This window comes from Viridibacillus sp. NPDC093762 (assembly GCF_050279675.1).
In the GTDB taxonomy this organism is placed as follows: domain Bacteria; phylum Bacillota; class Bacilli; order Bacillales_A; family Planococcaceae; genus Viridibacillus.
Map to the genome: position 1 here is coordinate 426384 of NZ_JBNNUK010000001.1, position 15807 is coordinate 442190.

The 15807-nt window shown below is 35.2% G+C and carries 14 protein-coding genes and 2 pseudogenes; 12 read left to right on the forward strand and 4 right to left on the reverse strand.

The features are described 5' to 3' along the window. Positions 1-2 precede the first annotated feature (2 nt). The 6 genes from lpdA (at position 3) to qoxD (ending at position 7000) form a co-directional block, all read left to right on the forward strand. Positions 3-1418, forward strand: coding sequence for a dihydrolipoyl dehydrogenase (lpdA, locus tag ACQKM9_RS01990; RefSeq protein WP_427732190.1), 1416 nt, complete (start codon positions 3-5; stop codon positions 1416-1418). 341 nt (positions 1419-1759) lie between these two features. Further along, positions 1760-2542 (forward strand): SDR family NAD(P)-dependent oxidoreductase, encoded by a 783-nt coding sequence (locus ACQKM9_RS01995; protein WP_427732192.1) that lies wholly within the window; start codon positions 1760-1762, stop codon positions 2540-2542. Positions 2543-3226: 684 nt separating this feature from the next. Next, a complete protein-coding gene (gene qoxA, locus ACQKM9_RS02000; protein ID WP_427732194.1) occupies positions 3227-4138 on the forward strand; it encodes a cytochrome aa3 quinol oxidase subunit II in 912 nt (303 codons plus the stop codon). Positions 4139-4173: 35 nt separating this feature from the next. Beyond that, positions 4174-6117, forward strand: coding sequence for a cytochrome aa3 quinol oxidase subunit I (gene qoxB / locus ACQKM9_RS02005; RefSeq protein ID WP_427732195.1), 1944 nt, complete (start codon positions 4174-4176; stop codon positions 6115-6117). After that, entirely contained in the window at positions 6117-6719 is a 603-nt protein-coding gene (qoxC, locus tag ACQKM9_RS02010; protein ID WP_427732197.1) for a cytochrome aa3 quinol oxidase subunit III, read from the forward strand. The genes qoxB and qoxC overlap by 1 nt, the downstream gene beginning before the upstream one ends. Then, positions 6719-7000: a cytochrome aa3 quinol oxidase subunit IV gene (gene qoxD, locus ACQKM9_RS02015; protein WP_076034181.1), complete on the forward strand. Its 282-nt coding sequence runs from the start codon at positions 6719-6721 to the stop codon at positions 6998-7000. Before qoxC ends, qoxD begins: the two co-directional genes overlap by 1 nt. A 505-nt stretch (positions 7001-7505) precedes the next feature. Here qoxD and ACQKM9_RS02020 read toward each other — a convergent pair. The 3 genes and pseudogenes from ACQKM9_RS02020 to ACQKM9_RS02030 form a co-directional block, all read right to left on the reverse strand. Beyond that, a pseudogene (locus ACQKM9_RS02020) lies at positions 7506-7619 on the reverse strand (IS3 family transposase); the annotation flags it as partial. Between the two features lie 183 nt (positions 7620-7802). Beyond that, complete coding sequence (locus ACQKM9_RS02025; RefSeq protein ID WP_427732199.1) at positions 7803-8348, reverse strand: hypothetical protein; 546 nt, start codon at positions 8346-8348, stop codon at positions 7803-7805. A 153-nt stretch (positions 8349-8501) separates the two neighbouring features. Beyond that, positions 8502-8651, reverse strand: a pseudogene (locus tag ACQKM9_RS02030) (TetR/AcrR family transcriptional regulator); the annotation flags it as partial. Between the two features lie 93 nt (positions 8652-8744). Between ACQKM9_RS02030 and ACQKM9_RS02035 the strand changes: the two are divergent. The 5 genes from ACQKM9_RS02035 (at position 8745) to ACQKM9_RS02055 (ending at position 14748) form a co-directional block, all read left to right on the forward strand. Beyond that, on the forward strand, positions 8745-11834 hold the full coding sequence (locus tag ACQKM9_RS02035) for an efflux RND transporter permease subunit (protein ID WP_427732201.1): 3090 nt from the start codon (positions 8745-8747) through the stop codon (positions 11832-11834). Between the two features lie 164 nt (positions 11835-11998). Beyond that, complete coding sequence (locus ACQKM9_RS02040; RefSeq protein ID WP_427732202.1) at positions 11999-12652, forward strand: CidA/LrgA family protein; 654 nt, start codon at positions 11999-12001, stop codon at positions 12650-12652. Continuing rightward, complete coding sequence (locus ACQKM9_RS02045) at positions 12649-13326, forward strand: LrgB family protein (protein ID WP_427732204.1); 678 nt, start codon at positions 12649-12651, stop codon at positions 13324-13326. Before ACQKM9_RS02040 ends, ACQKM9_RS02045 begins: the two co-directional genes overlap by 4 nt. Positions 13327-13461: 135 nt before the next feature. Beyond that, complete coding sequence (locus tag ACQKM9_RS02050; protein ID WP_427732206.1) at positions 13462-14424, forward strand: NAD(P)H-dependent flavin oxidoreductase; 963 nt, start codon at positions 13462-13464, stop codon at positions 14422-14424. A gap of 39 nt (positions 14425-14463) precedes the next feature. After that, positions 14464-14748 carry a UPF0223 family protein gene (locus tag ACQKM9_RS02055; protein ID WP_427732208.1) on the forward strand — a complete coding sequence of 95 codons (285 nt, stop codon included), beginning with the start codon at positions 14464-14466 and terminating at the stop codon, positions 14746-14748. A 27-nt stretch (positions 14749-14775) separates the two neighbouring features. Here the strand turns inward: ACQKM9_RS02055 and ACQKM9_RS02060 are convergent, their stop codons facing one another. Continuing rightward, complete coding sequence (locus ACQKM9_RS02060) at positions 14776-15408, reverse strand: YktB family protein (protein WP_427732210.1); 633 nt, start codon at positions 15406-15408, stop codon at positions 14776-14778. Positions 15409-15565: 157 nt separating this feature from the next. Between ACQKM9_RS02060 and ACQKM9_RS02065 the strand changes: the two genes are divergently transcribed. Beyond that, positions 15566-15763 (forward strand): hypothetical protein, encoded by a 198-nt coding sequence (locus ACQKM9_RS02065; protein WP_427732212.1) that lies wholly within the window; start codon positions 15566-15568, stop codon positions 15761-15763. Positions 15764-15807: the final 44 nt, after the last annotated feature.

Consider the following 15807-nt stretch of genomic DNA (forward strand, 5'->3'; position numbering starts at 1 on the left):
AAATGGTAGTAGGAGATTTCCCAATCGAAACAGATACAATTGTAATTGGCGCAGGCCCTGGTGGATATGTTGCAGCAATTCGTGCAGCGCAAACTGGACAAAAAGTAACAGTTGTTGAAAAAGAACACGTAGGTGGCGTATGCTTAAACGTTGGTTGTATTCCTTCAAAAGCATTAATTTCAGTCGGTCACCGTTTAGAACATGCTAAAAACTCAGCAGACATGGGTATTGTGGCTCCTGAAGTTAGCATCGATTTCAAAAAAGCGCAAGAATTTAAAGACGGCGTAGTTAAAAAATTAACTGGCGGCGTATCAAGCTTATTAAAAGGTAACAACGTTGACGTAGTAAGTGGAGAAGCTTACTTTGTAGATGCAAACACAATCCGTGTTATTAACGAAGACTCTGCACAAACGTATACATTCAAAAATGCGATTTTAGCAACTGGTTCACGCCCTGTTGAAATCCCAACTTTCAAATTTTCTAAACGAGTACTAAACTCTACAGGCGCACTTTCATTACAAGAAGTGCCTGGAAAACTTGTTGTTATTGGTGGAGGTTACATCGGTACTGAGCTTGGTTCAGCATATGCCAACCTTGGTTCTGAAGTAACAATTCTAGAAGGTGGCAAAGATATTCTAGCTGGCTTCGAAAAACAAATGACAATGATTGTTAAAAAAGGTCTTAAGAAAAAAGGTGTTACAATCGAAACAGGCGCCCTTGCTCAAGGCGTTGAAGAAACAGAAACAGGTGTTACTGTAAAATACGAAGTAAAAGGCGAAGCAAAATCTGTTGATGCTGATTACGTATTAGTAACTGTAGGTCGTCGTCCTAACACTGACGAAATTGGCTTAGAAGAATTAGGTCTTGAATTTGGTGAACGTGGACTAATAAAAGTTGACAAACAATGCCGTACAAATATTCCAAACATTTATGCAATCGGTGATATCGTTGCTGGACCACAACTTGCTCACAAAGCTTCTTACGAAGGTAAAGTAGCTGCTGAAGCAATTGCTGGTGAAAAATCAGTAGTAGATTACTTAGCTATCCCTGCTGTTTGCTTCACAGATCCAGAAATGGCAACTGTAGGTCTTTCAGAAGACCAAGCAAAAGCAGAAGGTTTTGAAGTAGTAGCTGGTAAATTCCCATTCGGAGCAAATGGCCGTGCATTAGCTTTAAATGAAACAGAAGGTTTCGTGAAACTAGTTTCTCGTAAAGCTGATGGCTTATTACTAGGTGGTCAAATTGTTGGTGCTGGTGCTTCTGATATGATCGCTGAAATTGGTTTAGCAATCGAAGCAGGTATGACTGTAGAAGATATTGCCATGACTATTCATGCACACCCAACATTAGGTGAAATCACTATGGAAACTGCTGAAGTATTACTTGGAAACCCAATTCATATCGTAGCTAAAAAATAATATGGCTTTGCCAATTAGTAAACCTCTTGAAGTTTTTGGACTTCAGGAGGTTTTTTTATGAGGAAATATCTAGGTGTAATATAATTAAAGTGTCATTATAATAAGTTGGATTTAATAGAATGAAAATAGAGAGAATATAAAGTGATGTAGCTTATGTATTTCAAAAAAATTCCTTCTATATAATACGCATAATTAATATGTATGTAATATTAATAATTAATTTACAAAGTAGCTATATTTAAATATGGTATAATAATCCTGTGTTTATATATAGTAAATGATAAGGTACTTTTTATCCGAATTGAATTTATTTATTCAGAACAACAAAGGAGTGCTGAAAAATGGATTTAGGTTTACTAGGAAAAGTAGCGATTGTAACAGGGGGCAGTAAAGGGATTGGACTTGCAACAGCATTACAACTCGCTAATGAGGGTGCCGATGTTACAATTTGTGCACGTAATGAAGAAAATTTAATACATGCAGCGAAAGTGATATTCTTGGAAACAGGACAGAAAGTACATACAGTATGTGCGGATGTATCGATAAAAGAAGATTGCGAGAGAATAATAAATGAAACAATTGAACATTATGGACAACTAAATATTTTAGTGAACAATGCCGGTACAAGTTCTGCTAATTCTTTTGAAAGTGTAGAAAATGAGCTTTGGCAAGATGATCTGGATTTAAAACTATACGGTGCTGTGAATTGTTCTAAATTTGCGATTCCTTATATGAGGGCAGTAGGTGGAGGCGCAATTGTAAATGTTACTGCTATAAAAGGAAAAGCACCATCGGAATCATCTTTACCAACATCTGTAAGTCGTGCAGCTGGGTTAGCATTAACGAAAGCTATGAGTAAAGATTTAGGGAAAGAGCAGATTCGAGTAAATACTGTTTGTATCGGATTAATCCGTAGCTCACAACTTGAGCAAAAATGGCAAACAAACGCTCCGGGTCTTAGTTGGAATGCATTTTCTGAAGAAATGGGAAAAAATATTCCTCTTGGTCGAATTGGTGAAACTGAAGAAGCAGCAAATGTTATCGTTTTCTTAGTATCCGATGCAGCTACTTATGTTAGTGGTACTGCGGTTAATATTGATGGTGGCTCAGCTCCAGTCCTATAAATATGAAAATAAGAATTTATGATTTAAATAATGAATATAAGAAATTTAGTAATTCACAATGAAAAACTTTTGAAAAAAACTACACCACTTGGATGTTTTGTTTAGGCAAAATTCCTGGTGGTGTTTTTATTTTGCGTATTGTTTAAATGTGATAGTACATTCTTCCTTTAAATAAAGATATAGTAAATATGTAATAATCCTTATTAAGGAAGAGTTGTTAAATATAAATTAAATAGACCAATGTAATTATTGCCAGTACACACTTTGTTCAAAAAACGTACATAGAACGTTCATAATGATGTGAATTTCTTATGTTTATGGAGAGGTTTTGATTTTTTTATTAAGAATAAGGAGTTATAATTTCATTTGAATCAAGCAAGAGATTTGAAAGTTCCTCTGAAGAGTCTTAGGCGCGAAAACCTGGGTGCTTAATTTCTCCTATTGGAAACGTGAGAATGTATTTAATTTTTTAACTCAATCAAGTAGGCTATTAAAACATTGAGACTACTATGAATTGTCTCATCGTTGTTCCAAACAAAAGGAGTAACATTCAATAATCTAGCAAATTCAAAATGTGTTATTTGTTTTAGAATACTATTATTTTTTAGGAGGACAATTTTTTAAAGAACGATTTAATATTCTAAAATACATTACAAGTAAGTTGTTTTTTGAAGGGAGTACAACATGAAGAAAAAAATGCTAATTTTGCCAGCGTTGATGTCAATCATGGCTTTATTCTTAGCTGGCTGTGAACCATTAATGATTCTTGATGCAAAAGGTCCAAACGCGAAGACTTTATCAAATACAATCATTCTATCCATTATCGTAATGGCGTTTATATTGTTAGTTGTTTATGTATTATTAGCGAATATGCTTTTGAAATATCGCGCATCTAAATCTGCGAGTGATTATGAACCACCGCATGAAGAAGGTAGTACAAAACTCGAAATTATTTGGACAGTTATTCCGATTCTTATCGTAACTGCTCTATCAATAGTTACGATTAGCACAACATCAAAAGTTGAAAGTCAACAAACAGGTTATGACAATACAAAACCTCTTGTAATATACGCATCATCTTCTAACTGGAAATGGCATTTTAGCTATCCAGAAGAAGGCGTTGAGACGGTAAACTATGTTAACATTCCAACAGATCGTCCAATTGAATTTAGATTATATTCATTTGGTCCAATTACAAGTTTCTGGATTCCTCAATTAGCTGGTCAAAAATATGCAATGAGTGATATGGTCAATAAACTTCATATGGCAGCAGATGTAGAAGGATCATATTTTGGTAGAAACTCAAACTTTAATGGTAAAGGTTTTGCACAAATGGAGTTTGAAGCACAAACAATGTCTCAACAGAAATTTGACGAATGGGTATCTGACGTAAAAGCGAAAGAGCCTGAGTTAACAGAGAAAACATTCAATGAATTATTAGATACGGACTTCGTAGGACGTAAAAGTTTCTCTTCTACACATTTAACATTCAGTCCGGCTCCAGAAATGCATCATGGAAAATCATCGGATATGTCTGATGAAGAAATGGATGGAATGGATATGTCTGATGGAGAAATGGACCATTCTAATCACTAGATAGCTAGATTAGATGATTGAAAGGAGTTACAAAAATGAGCATGGAAGAATTATTTGAGCCGATGAAAGAACCAATGATCATGGGTGCGGCCGTTAGTATTGTTGTAGGTGCCATTGCAATTGTTGCTGGTTTGACTTACTTCAAGAAATGGGGCTATTTCTATAAAAATTGGTTAACTACAGTTGACCATAAAAAAATCGGTGTTATGTATATTATTGTTGCATTAGTCATGCTATTTAGAGGTGGTATTGACGCATTATTAATGCGTGCACAAACTTCTGTTCCTGAAAATGACTTATTAAATGCACAACACTATAATGAAATCTTTACAACTCACGGTTTAGTCATGATTCTCTTCATGGCAATGCCGTTTATTATCGGGTTAATGAACGTTGTAGTACCATTACAAATTGGTGCACGTGACGTTGCGTTTCCACGATTAAATGCACTTAGCTTCTGGCTATTTGCTGCAGGTGCAGGATTATTAAATGTTTCCTTCATCATTGGTGGATCACCAGATGCTGGTTGGACTGCATACTTCCCACTAGCTGGTACTGAATTCAGTCCAAATGTTGGGAATAACTATTATGCATGGTCTTTACAATTAGCAGGTTTAGGTACGTTAATGACAGGTATTAACTTCATTACTACAATCATGAAAATGCGTGCACCAGGTCTGAAATTAATGAAAATGCCTATGTTCACTTGGTCAGCATTAATCACAAATGTCATCATTACATTTGCTTTCCCTGTTTTAACAGTGGCACTTGCGCTTATGACACTAGACCGTCAATTTGGTACTAAATTCTTTGCCATGACTGACGGTGGTATGGATATGCTATGGGCTAACCTATTCTGGGTTTGGGGTCACCCTGAAGTATATATCGTTATTTTACCAGCGTTCGGTATTTTCAGTGAGATAATCTCAGCATTCTCACGTAAAAACTTATTTGGTTACAAATCAATGGTTATGAGTATGGTCGTGATTTCTTTACTATCATTTATGGTATGGGCTCACCATTTCTATACAATGGGCCATGGCGTTATGGTAAACAGTATTTTCTCAATCTCTACAATGTTAATTGCTGTACCGACTGGGGTTAAAATCTTTAACTGGTTGCTAACAATGAGGCATGGTAAGATTCAATTTACAACTCCAATGCTTTATGCGCTTGCATTTATTCCAATCTTCACAATTGGTGGGGTAACGGGGGTAATGCTAGCGATGGCAAGTGCTGACTATCAATATCACAATACGATGTTCTTAGTTGCCCACTTCCACTATGTATTAATTCCGGGTACTGTATTCGGTGTATTAGCAGGATACCATTTCTGGTGGCCGAAAATATTTGGCTTCCGCTTAAATGAAAAATTAGGGAAAGCGGCTTTCTGGTGCATTGTAGTTGGATTCAATGTGGCATTCTTCCCATTATTCATTCTTGGTTTAGACGGTTATGCGCGTCGTATGTTCACTTATTCTGCAAGTACTGGTTACGGTACATTAAATATGATTTCCTTCCTAGGGGCTATAGGTATGGCAGTCGGATTTGTGCTTATTTGTTACAATATTTACTACAGCTTCCGTCACAGCCCACGCGACGAAAATGGCGACCCTTGGGATGCGCGTTCTCTTGAATGGGCGACACACAGTCCAGTACCTGAATATAACTTTGCGGTTGTACCAGAAGTTAATCAATTAGATGAATATTGGTATGCGAAAAAAGAAGGTCGCGATATTACGGCAGGCGAATATGAACGTATTCATATGCCTAATAATAGTGGTGCACCAATGTGGATGGCAGGCGTACTATTCCTATTCGCATTCTTCTTTGTATTTAGTGTATGGACAGCTGTTATCGCATTTGGTATAGCTACTCTTGGATTTATGGCATTCCGTTCATTTGAAAAAGATCACGGTCACTATATTGAAGTGGCTGAAATTGAAGCAACTGAACGTCAATTGAGAGGTGACAAATAATGTCTAAAGAAAACACATCACTTCCATTAGAATATCGTACAGAGGAAAATAGATTAAAGATTTTCGGTTTTTGGATTTTCCTAGGTGCTGAGATTATGTTATTTGCAACTCTATTTACTGTGTACTTTGTATTAACGGATCGCACAGGTTCAGGTCCTGCTGGTATTGACATCTTCGAAATGCCACCAGTTTTAATAGAAACTTTCTTGTTATTAACAAGTAGTTTCTTGATTGGACTTGGTGTACATGCGATGAGAATTGGCCGTACAAAGGCAATGATAGTGTTCTATATCTTGACATTGCTACTTGGAGCAGGCTTCTTGACTGTTGAGGTTATGGAGTTCGTAACATATGTTCATGAAGGTGCAACAATTACAACAAGCGCATTCTTGTCATCATTAATGACACTATTAGGTACGCATGGTGCTCACGTAACTTTCGGTTTACTATGGGGTATTGCGATTATCGTACAGGTAGTTAAACGTGGATTAAATGCTCAAACTGCAAACAAAGCATTTATCTTTTCGTTATACTGGCATTTCTTAGATGTCGTATGGATCTTCATCTTCAGCTTCGTTTATCTGAAAGGAGTGTTGGGATGATGAAAGAATTATTTCCAAAAGAACATGTTGTAGGTTTTGTTGGCTCCCTTATTTTAACGATCGCTGCTCTAAGTGTAATTACATTTGATATGTCTAAAGGTATTGCAATGACTATCTTAAGTGTAACTGCACTAGCGCAAGCTGTTGTACAACTTGTGTTATTCATGCATATTGGAGAAACAGAAGATAAAAAAACTCTATATACAAGTGTCATTTACGCTGTAGTAGTTGGTCTTGTGACAGTCTTTGGTTCATTGTTAACAATGATTTGGGGATACTAAGAAAATAATAGAAAAAGCAGTTCAAAGTTTAAATACTTTGGACTGCTTTTTATTATGAAAAGAAATATTTAACTACTGTTACACGTGCTCTGCAAGTGTACTTAACATAAGCTAACATACATATTTAAATAGAAATTCCTTATGAGTGAAGATACTAGCATAGTTTCTAATAATGACCGTCTAGTCATAAAACTTTTTTTAAAAGAAAAATCTGAAAATGGTTGAGGAAATGAAGAACGTCACAAATCCCAAAAGAAAAATAAGAATATTTTTTGTCATGTTTTTCACATTTTCCCTCCTTCTATTTATAATAATACCTAAATTTTCAATGATAGTAAATTCAATTTACGGATTATTCTGATATGAAAAGCTTTATAAAAAACTCCCTTAACCATATAACTACTAATCCACTCTTTTTCTAAGAAATAGTGATTTAATAGTTTTAATTAAACAAAAAGGAGTTGCATTCGTGAAGTGAACCCGAAAAGTTAGACACTTTATTTAATTAAGCCGCTTCTAGGGTCTGAGTCCGGTATTGTACAGGGCTCAGACCTTTTAATTTTAGCTTGATTCGTTTGAGATTATAGTAATGAATATATTGTTCAAGCTCTCTCTTGAAGTGAGCCATTTGCCAATTTGTTTGGCAATTGTCTTATATCCACCTTCACCGTTCAAATAGCTCTGTACTGCAAGAAATTTTTATTCAAATGTAAATTTAGAAATAAAAAAGTACACCTCCAATTGTTAGATTGTGTCTAACAATTGGGGTGCACTTCATTTGATACAACTATCTCTTTTGTGTTTATGAAAGATGTGCTATATATTGTTTTATTAATAAGGCTAGCCATTGTAAGTTATCATGTTGTTTAAGGTTCGTCATCATTCCATTTAATAAAGCAGGACGAGGATTTGTAAGCTTTAGTTCTGCGTCTATTAAAGATAATGTGTCTTCAATGATAGGGTGTCCTTTATAAGTTTCTTGCCAACGATTTACTTCTTCTTGTACTTCGAATGTAGTCACAGAATACTCTTGCATGCAATTTGGTTTTGAGTTCCATAATTGTTCTGTAAGGAAAGTGTTTTTTGAATGCTCTACAAGGATATCAACTTTTTCAATAAGAGTAGAACTTAATTGAACGAAATCATATGGTTGTCTATGGAAAAGGATAAATTCTGAATAGCCATGCAAGATTCCTTTTAAAGAAATGAGAATGTCATATTGGAATGGAGCAATACGCTTTCCATATACTTCTGATAATAATGCTAGAGTAGTTTTATCACCAAGATCCTTATAATAATTTAATCTTTGAAGAATTTGTTCATTAATTGGATTCATTTGTTCCTTCATAAACATAGATATTAATGGTAATTTTTCTTCAAATAGGTGAAAATGTAAAAGAAAGTAGTTATTGAACTTTTCTTTTGGAGGCATGTCACTTTCCAATAAATCATTATATTGACCAATAATTTCTCGTAAAAAATGTTCGAATATAGCAATGAATAACTCATCTTTTGATTTGAAAGATAAATAAAAGGCACCTTTAGAAATACCACATGCATCTGTTATATCTTGAATAGAGGTCGACGCTATACTATTTTGTGCAAATAATTCTACGGCCTTTTCAATTATTAATTTTTGCTTAGATATAATAACTCACTCCCTATCCGTAGTATTTGACAACTGACTAATCAGTCATTATTATATAAAATAGTGACCAAATAGTCAAAAAAAGGCGGTGCAAAGGTGCATTCTATAATTAAGTTTATGCTGAAAAACAAGCTAGCTGTATGGTTATTAACAATTATCGTAGCAGTGGCGGGGGTTTATGCAGGCTTTAAAATGAAGCTTGAATCAATTCCTGATATTTCAGTTCCAATAGTTACTGTAACAACAGTTTATCCTGGTGCTACACCAGAGCAAGTAACAGATGATATTTCAATTCCCTTTGAGAAGGCAGTTAATAATTTAAAATCAGTAAAATCTGTTTACTCAAATTCATATCAAAACGCCTCAAGTCTTCAAATTGAATTTAAATATGGTGCAGATATGAAAGAAGCGGTTGACAATGTAAAGGAAGCAATTGATAAAATAGATCTTCCTGAAACTGCGCAAGTACCGACCATTGATCGAGTTAACATTAACGCCTTCCCAGTAGTAGCGTTAAGTGTTTCTGATAAGGAAGAAACAATCGATGAGTTAACAAAAACAGTAGAAGATTACTTCGTTCCTAAAATGGAAGCAATCGATGGTGTTGCTTCAGTATCAGTAACTGGGCAACAAGTTGAAAAAGTTCAATTAACATATGACCAAAAGAAATTAGCACAATATGGTCTAGATGAAGCAAAGGTTAAGCAGTACATTCAAGCAATGGATATTAAAGTCCCACTCGGTATGTTCCAATTTAAAGATACGGAGCAATCGGTCGTAGTTGACGGTAAATTAACAACTTTAAAAGAGTTGAAAAACTTAGATATTCCTGTTCAACCTCAAGCAGGAGCTGGATTAACTCAGCAGCAACCATCAACTGAACCGTTTGTGAAATTAGGAAAACTCGCTGATATCAAACTGATCGGTGACGTAGAATCTGTTTCTCGTACAAATGGTGAATCGGCAATTGCGGTTCAAATAGTAAAATCGCAAGAGGCCAATACGGTTGATGTTGTAAATGACGTAAAAGATGCTTCAAAACAATTTGAAAAAGATAATAAAGGTATGAAAATTGATATCACGATGGATCAAGGTGAACCTATTGAGAAGTCTGTATCAACAATGTTAAATAAAGCATTATTCGGTGCTATTTTTGCCGTTATTATTATCATGCTATTTTTACGTAATATTCGTTCAACAATCATATCGATTATATCAATTCCATTATCACTATTAATCTCGGTATTAATTTTGAAACAAATGGATATTTCATTAAATATGATGACGCTTGCTGCAATGACGGTCGCAATTGGTCGTGTAATTGATGACTCTATTGTAGTAGTTGAAAATATTTATAGAAGAATATATTTAGAAGGTGAGAAATTACATGGTCGTGCTTTAATTCGTGAAGCAACGATTGAAATGTTCAAGCCAATTCTATCTTCAACACTAGTTACGGTAGCTGTATTCTTACCGCTTGGATTAGTAGGAGGCATGGTTGGCGAATTGTTTATGCCGTTTGCTTTAACAATGGCATTTGCTCTAGGTGCATCGTTAATCGTTGCTATTACTGTTGTTCCAGTATTAGCTCATTCTTTATTTAAAAAAGAGCTGTATGGTAAAAAACAAACGAAAAAAGAAGAGCATGGTAAGTTATCACAAAGCTATAAGAAATTACTAAGTTGGGTACTTGACCATAAACTAGTAACTTCAATTGGTACAATTGTTATTTTAGTAGCAAGTCTATTCTTGGCTCCGTTTGTAGGGTTTAGTTTCATGCCAGAAGATGAGCAAAAAATGGTCTACTTAACGTATACTCCAGAACCAGGAGAAACACGTGACAGCGTTATTAAAGACGTTGAAGAAGTAGAGAAGATGGTAATGGACAAAAAAGATGTTCAGACAGTTCAAGTATCAATCGGTGGAGCTAATCCTATGATGCCAGGTGCTTCAAACGGTGCTTTAATGTACATTATTTATGATCCAGATACAAAAGAATTTAGTAATGTAAAAACTAAATTAGTAGAAGAAATCGTTGCAGTTAACCAAACAGGAACTTGGAAAAACCAAGATTTCTCAATGACAGGTTCAAGCAGCGAGTTAAATTACTCAGTTTATGGTAATACGATGGAAGACATTAAACCAGTTGTCAAAAACATCGAAAAAATCATGAACAAACGCGATGATTTAAAAGATGTAAAAGCAACGCTTTCTGAAGTTTATGATGAACATACATTAGTAATTGACCAAGATAAAGTGAAAAAACTAGGTTTAACTACGGGGCAAATTGCTATGGCGATTAATCCGAACGTCCAATCGGAAGTATTAACTTCAATTGATAAGGATGGCAAGAAAGTCGAAGTTTATGTTCATAAAGAAACAGCATCACCTGATGATTTTGATGATGTATTGAAACAAAAAATAAAATCACCACTTGGCATGGAAGTTAAACTTTCAGAAGTAGTAGATGTCAAAGAGGGTACAACTTTATCCCAAATTAATCGTAGTAAAGGAAAACTTTATGCGAATGTAACAGCGACAGTAACTTCTAAAGACATTACAAAAGCGTCTAGTGCTGTACAAAAAGACATTGATAAGCTAGATTTACCAAACAATGTTGAAGTGAATAGTGGCGGTGTAGCAGAAGATATGACTGAAGCTTTCACTCAATTAGGTTTAGCTATGTTAGCAGCAATTGCGATTGTTTACTTCATCCTTGTAGTTACTTTTGGAGAAGGTTTGGCACCATTATCAATCCTGTTCTCACTACCATTTACCGTAATTGGTGCTTTAGTAGCGCTATGGATAACTGGCGAAACAATCAGTGTATCTTCAATGATTGGTCTTTTAATGTTAATAGGTATCGTAGTGACAAATGCGATCGTATTGATCGACCGAGTAATTCATATGGAACATGAAGGCATGACGATGCGTGAAGCGATTTTGGAAGCCGGTGCAACACGTCTTCGTCCAATCTTAATGACTGCACTAGCAACAGTTGGCGCTTTAATTCCATTAGCGATTGGTGCAGAAGGAAGCGGCTTGATTTCAAAAGGCTTAGGTGTAACAGTAATCGGTGGTTTAATCAGTTCTACTGTTTTAACATTAATCATCGTGCCACTTGTTTATGAACTATTGTCTAAAATGTTGAAGAAGAATCGTGCAGCAGAAAACCTTGACGATTGATTTTAATGAATGAAAATAGGAAAGAAGCTATCTATCATTACATAGTTAATGAGGGGTAGCTTCTTTTTTTTTCCAGTTAGATTCATAGACATCTAGAGAAGATAGGCGTACAATATTTCGTATTACTTCATAAACGCGACATGTGTTAAAAGGGGAGTTTCGAAATGCAATCTAAAGTAGGTAATTATAAGTTAGTCAGACACAAAAAAAGCAATTATAAGATAGTTATTAAAGAGTCAGTAGTAAATGTGGAAGTAAAAGAGCAAGAAGTCGATGAAGCAGCGGTAAATGAGTTGGAAATAACAGAACCAGAAATGAAAGAATCTGATATAAGTAAAATTACAGAACAAAAAATAGAAGTGGAAAATTCAACAACATCACAAATGGATTCAACGAAATTGAAGCAAAAAAATTCAATGAAAATTAAATTTATTAAACAAAAATCAATTAAATGGATACGAATAATTTTACAAATGGTAGTTCTATACATTTTCTCGTTTGTTGGTACGACTATCGTGAATTTATTAGGTATCAAATTTCCAGGTAGTATTGTTGGTTTACTTATTTTATTAGCTCTGTTACTTAGTAATATAATGCCAGTGTCATTGATCGAAGAAGGGGCAGGATTTATGTTAGCAATTTTACCGTTGTTTTTCGTTCCGGCAACTGTAGGTGTTATAAAGTATCCTGAATTATTATCCTTGCAGGGTATATTGCTATTACTCACAGTTATTGCTAGTACGATTTGCACAATTATTGTTTCAGGGAGAATTTGTAAAGTTTTAGAGAAGAAAGAAATGAAGGAGGTCGTAAAATGAAAGCTGTAGCCATTATTCTTATAACTATTTTTGTTTTTTATCTAATGTCAAGATTATATGCTCGTTTTTCGACTCCGTTTTTGTTACCAATTTTAACAACGACCATAATCGGTGTTTTTATTTTGGTATTAGGTAATATTCCTTATGAAACATATATGATTGGTGGTAAATGGATTGATGTAATGCTAGGGCCTGCAGTTGTTAGTTTAGCATATCCATTGTATACACAAAGGCATATGATTAAAACATATAAATTATCAATAATTTCGGGTGTAATTGTAGCTATGATTTCGGGTCTTATTAGTGTCTTTGCTTTGGCAAAGTTAATGCGTTTTGATGATGAAATGGTGAGATCGTTACTGCCAAAATCGATTACAACACCTGTTGCAATGCAAGTAAGTGGTTCATTGGGTGGGATTCCGTCTCTGACTGCTGTATTTGTTATGGTGGCAGGATTTACTGGCGCCATTTTAGGGCCGTTTATATTCCGTGTTTGTAAAATTGATACTGCGGTGAGCAGAGGAATTTCGATGGGAGGAGGAGCTCATGGTTTCGGTGTTTCCAAACTTACTGAATACGGAGAAAAAACCTTATCCATGGGTTCTGTTTCAATGACGTTAAGTGCTGTTATTGGTGCATTTATTTGCCCATTATTTGCAATGCTCATATTCTAAGGAAAGCATGTGGAAATTCTTTTTGAATTTTTCACATGCCTATTTTATTTCTTGGGAAATAAAAAATGAAAAAAGGGTTTTCCTCATATTTGGAGAACCAGTTTATTATAGGAAAACAAAGGGGAGTTATAACAGATGAAATGGAAAACAAGAGTGACAGAATTATTAGGTATAGAGTATTCGATTATTCAAGGTGGACTTGCTTATTTAGCATATGCAGATTTAGCTGCAGCTGTGTCGAATGCAGGAGGATTAGGGCAAATTACAGCTATGAGCTTAGAAAGCCCTGAAGCATTACGTAAAGAAATTCAAAAAGTACGCCGATTAACAGATCGACCTTTTGGTGTTAATTATGCTATTGGACAACATGGTCGCTCATTTGATCATATGTTAGCGGTAGCAATCGAGGAAAAAGTTCCGGTAGTATCAATGACAGGTGGAAATCCTGCGCCGATTTTTAAGCAATTAGAAGGGACAGATATTAAGAAATTGGTATTAGTTGCTGCACGTAGACAAGCGCAAAAAGCTGAAGAATTAGGTGCAGATGCCGTTATGGTTGTAGGACAAGAAGGTGGCGGCCACCTTGGTCGAGATGATATCGGAACAATGGTACTAGTACCTCAAGTTGTAGATGCTGTTTCTATTCCGGTGATTGCATCAGGAGGTATAGGTGATGGACGTGGGTGGATGGCAGCACTTGCATTAGGTGCAGAAGGTATTGAGATGGGGACGCGTTTTATCGCGACGAAAGAATGTGTGGATGCTTCTGCTGCGTATAAAAACACTTTAATTCATAGTACGGAAGCAGATACTACTGTTATTAAACGATCTCTTGGTGCACCAGCACGTGCAATAAGAAATAGTTGGACGGATCAAATTCATGATATTGAAAAAGTAACTCCAACATATGAAGCTTTAAAAAATTATATAAGTGGTCAAGCAAATAAAAAATTTATATATGAAGGTAAGGAACATGAAGGGTTTGGTTGGGCTGGACAAGTAATAGGTTTAATCCGAGATGAACCGACTGTAGAGGAACTTATACAGCGAATGGTTGCGCAGGCAACTGAAATACGCTTAAAATGGGGAGAACAATAAAAAGGCTATATTAGCCTGAATCAAAAGGTAGGTAAGATTATGGAATACTCTTATCCGTTTTCAACGGACTGGTCTACAGAAGAGATTGTAGATGTAATTGCGTTCTTCCAAGCAATAGAAAAAGCATATGAAACAGGTGTTCAACGCGAAGACCTAATGTCGAAATATAGACGATTCAAAGAAATCGTGCCAGCGATGGCTGAAGAAAAAACCATTTTCCGCGAATTTGAAGAAGTTAGTGGCTATGTGAGCTATTCAATTATCAAGCAAATGAAAGATGCTCCAGCTGGTTCGAAAATTAAAGGTGAATCAAGAAAAAGATAGTAAAAGAACAGGCTTATGCCTGTTCTTTTACTTTTTGTTGACCATAGAATTATAAATAGGAAGTAGTGCATCGAACGTTTCTTCAGTTAATTTCTCAAATTCCTCTGCGGTTAATTGGATTGCATCTTCTTTTGGAAGTTGTAGACCAACTATAAATTCTCCTTTTTTTACATCACGTAAGCGTTCAAGTAAACCGACTAGCTGACCATCATTCAAAGCATCTTTGATATGAATGCCTTCTGGAGAAAAATGATCACCTGAAACATAAAAATTTTTTGGTAGCTTTTTAAATAAATTCTGTTTTTTAAGCAAACGATCAGCAATTTCAACTTTACTTGGTGCTTCATAAATAACGCAAAGAATTATGAATAGATGAGTACCAAATAAGCCAAGCTGAAAGTGAGGAATTGATTTATAGCCTCGTTTGTACGGAGCAAATGCGACCCAGCTATCTTTTGGGGGATTTACTTTACGACGTGCATGTTTTGCTACATGTGGGTAAAATTCATCTGCAGTTTTTGCGGAGAAATATGTAGAAAATGTCGTACCAAATTCTTCAAATTTAGGTCTTACGGTATGGATAAGTGCTTCCATTCGAGGCTCTAAACCTTCGATGGAGAAAACGTCGAAATCTTTTTGTGTCCATTTTGTTTTTTGCATAATAATTTAACTCCTTTTGAAAGTTTATGTTTATTTTATTAGAAATTTGGGAAAAAATCTTGTAGAAGGACTTATCATTTTTCACATCATGCATATAATGTAGTAAGACACTTTAAGTCCTAGCTTGCACAAACAAAATAAAAAGGAGCTGGTTAGTATGAAACAAGTAGTACACATTATTCGCAAAGTTGATTATGAAAAGCAATATGTGAAGGGTCTGCAATTAGAAATGGATTATGAACTAGCAACATTATTTGATGCTCTGCAAGACGAGGATTTAAAACAAATTGAATTAAGCAAAATTCGCCTTTCTGAACTTCATTTGGAATTGGAGGCATTTCATGCTTTTGCCTAAAGAGAGAATCAAAATTCGCCGGTGAACATCTGCTAATCAAATGA

Bases quoted from the DNA above. Each gene is read 5' to 3' on its own strand.
- lpdA (WP_427732190.1), top strand. From the start codon at position 3: ATGGTAGTAGGAGATTTCCCAATCGAAACAGATACAATTGTAATTGGC.
- ACQKM9_RS01995 (WP_427732192.1), top strand. From the start codon at position 1,760: ATGGATTTAGGTTTACTAGGAAAAGTAGCGATTGTAACAGGGGGCAGT.
- qoxA (WP_427732194.1), top strand. From the start codon at position 3,227: ATGAAGAAAAAAATGCTAATTTTGCCAGCGTTGATGTCAATCATGGCT.
- qoxB (WP_427732195.1), top strand. From the start codon at position 4,174: ATGAGCATGGAAGAATTATTTGAGCCGATGAAAGAACCAATGATCATG.
- qoxC (WP_427732197.1), top strand. From the start codon at position 6,117: ATGTCTAAAGAAAACACATCACTTCCATTAGAATATCGTACAGAGGAA.
- qoxD (WP_076034181.1), top strand. From the start codon at position 6,719: ATGAAAGAATTATTTCCAAAAGAACATGTTGTAGGTTTTGTTGGCTCC.
- ACQKM9_RS02025 (WP_427732199.1), bottom strand. From the start codon at position 8,348: ATGAAGGAACAAATGAATCCAATTAATGAACAAATTCTTCAAAGATTA.
- ACQKM9_RS02040 (WP_427732202.1), top strand. From the start codon at position 11,999: ATGCAATCTAAAGTAGGTAATTATAAGTTAGTCAGACACAAAAAAAGC.
- ACQKM9_RS02045 (WP_427732204.1), top strand. From the start codon at position 12,649: ATGAAAGCTGTAGCCATTATTCTTATAACTATTTTTGTTTTTTATCTA.
- ACQKM9_RS02050 (WP_427732206.1), top strand. From the start codon at position 13,462: ATGAAATGGAAAACAAGAGTGACAGAATTATTAGGTATAGAGTATTCG.
- ACQKM9_RS02055 (WP_427732208.1), top strand. From the start codon at position 14,464: ATGGAATACTCTTATCCGTTTTCAACGGACTGGTCTACAGAAGAGATT.
- ACQKM9_RS02060 (WP_427732210.1), bottom strand. From the start codon at position 15,408: ATGCAAAAAACAAAATGGACACAAAAAGATTTCGACGTTTTCTCCATC.
- ACQKM9_RS02065 (WP_427732212.1), top strand. From the start codon at position 15,566: ATGAAACAAGTAGTACACATTATTCGCAAAGTTGATTATGAAAAGCAA.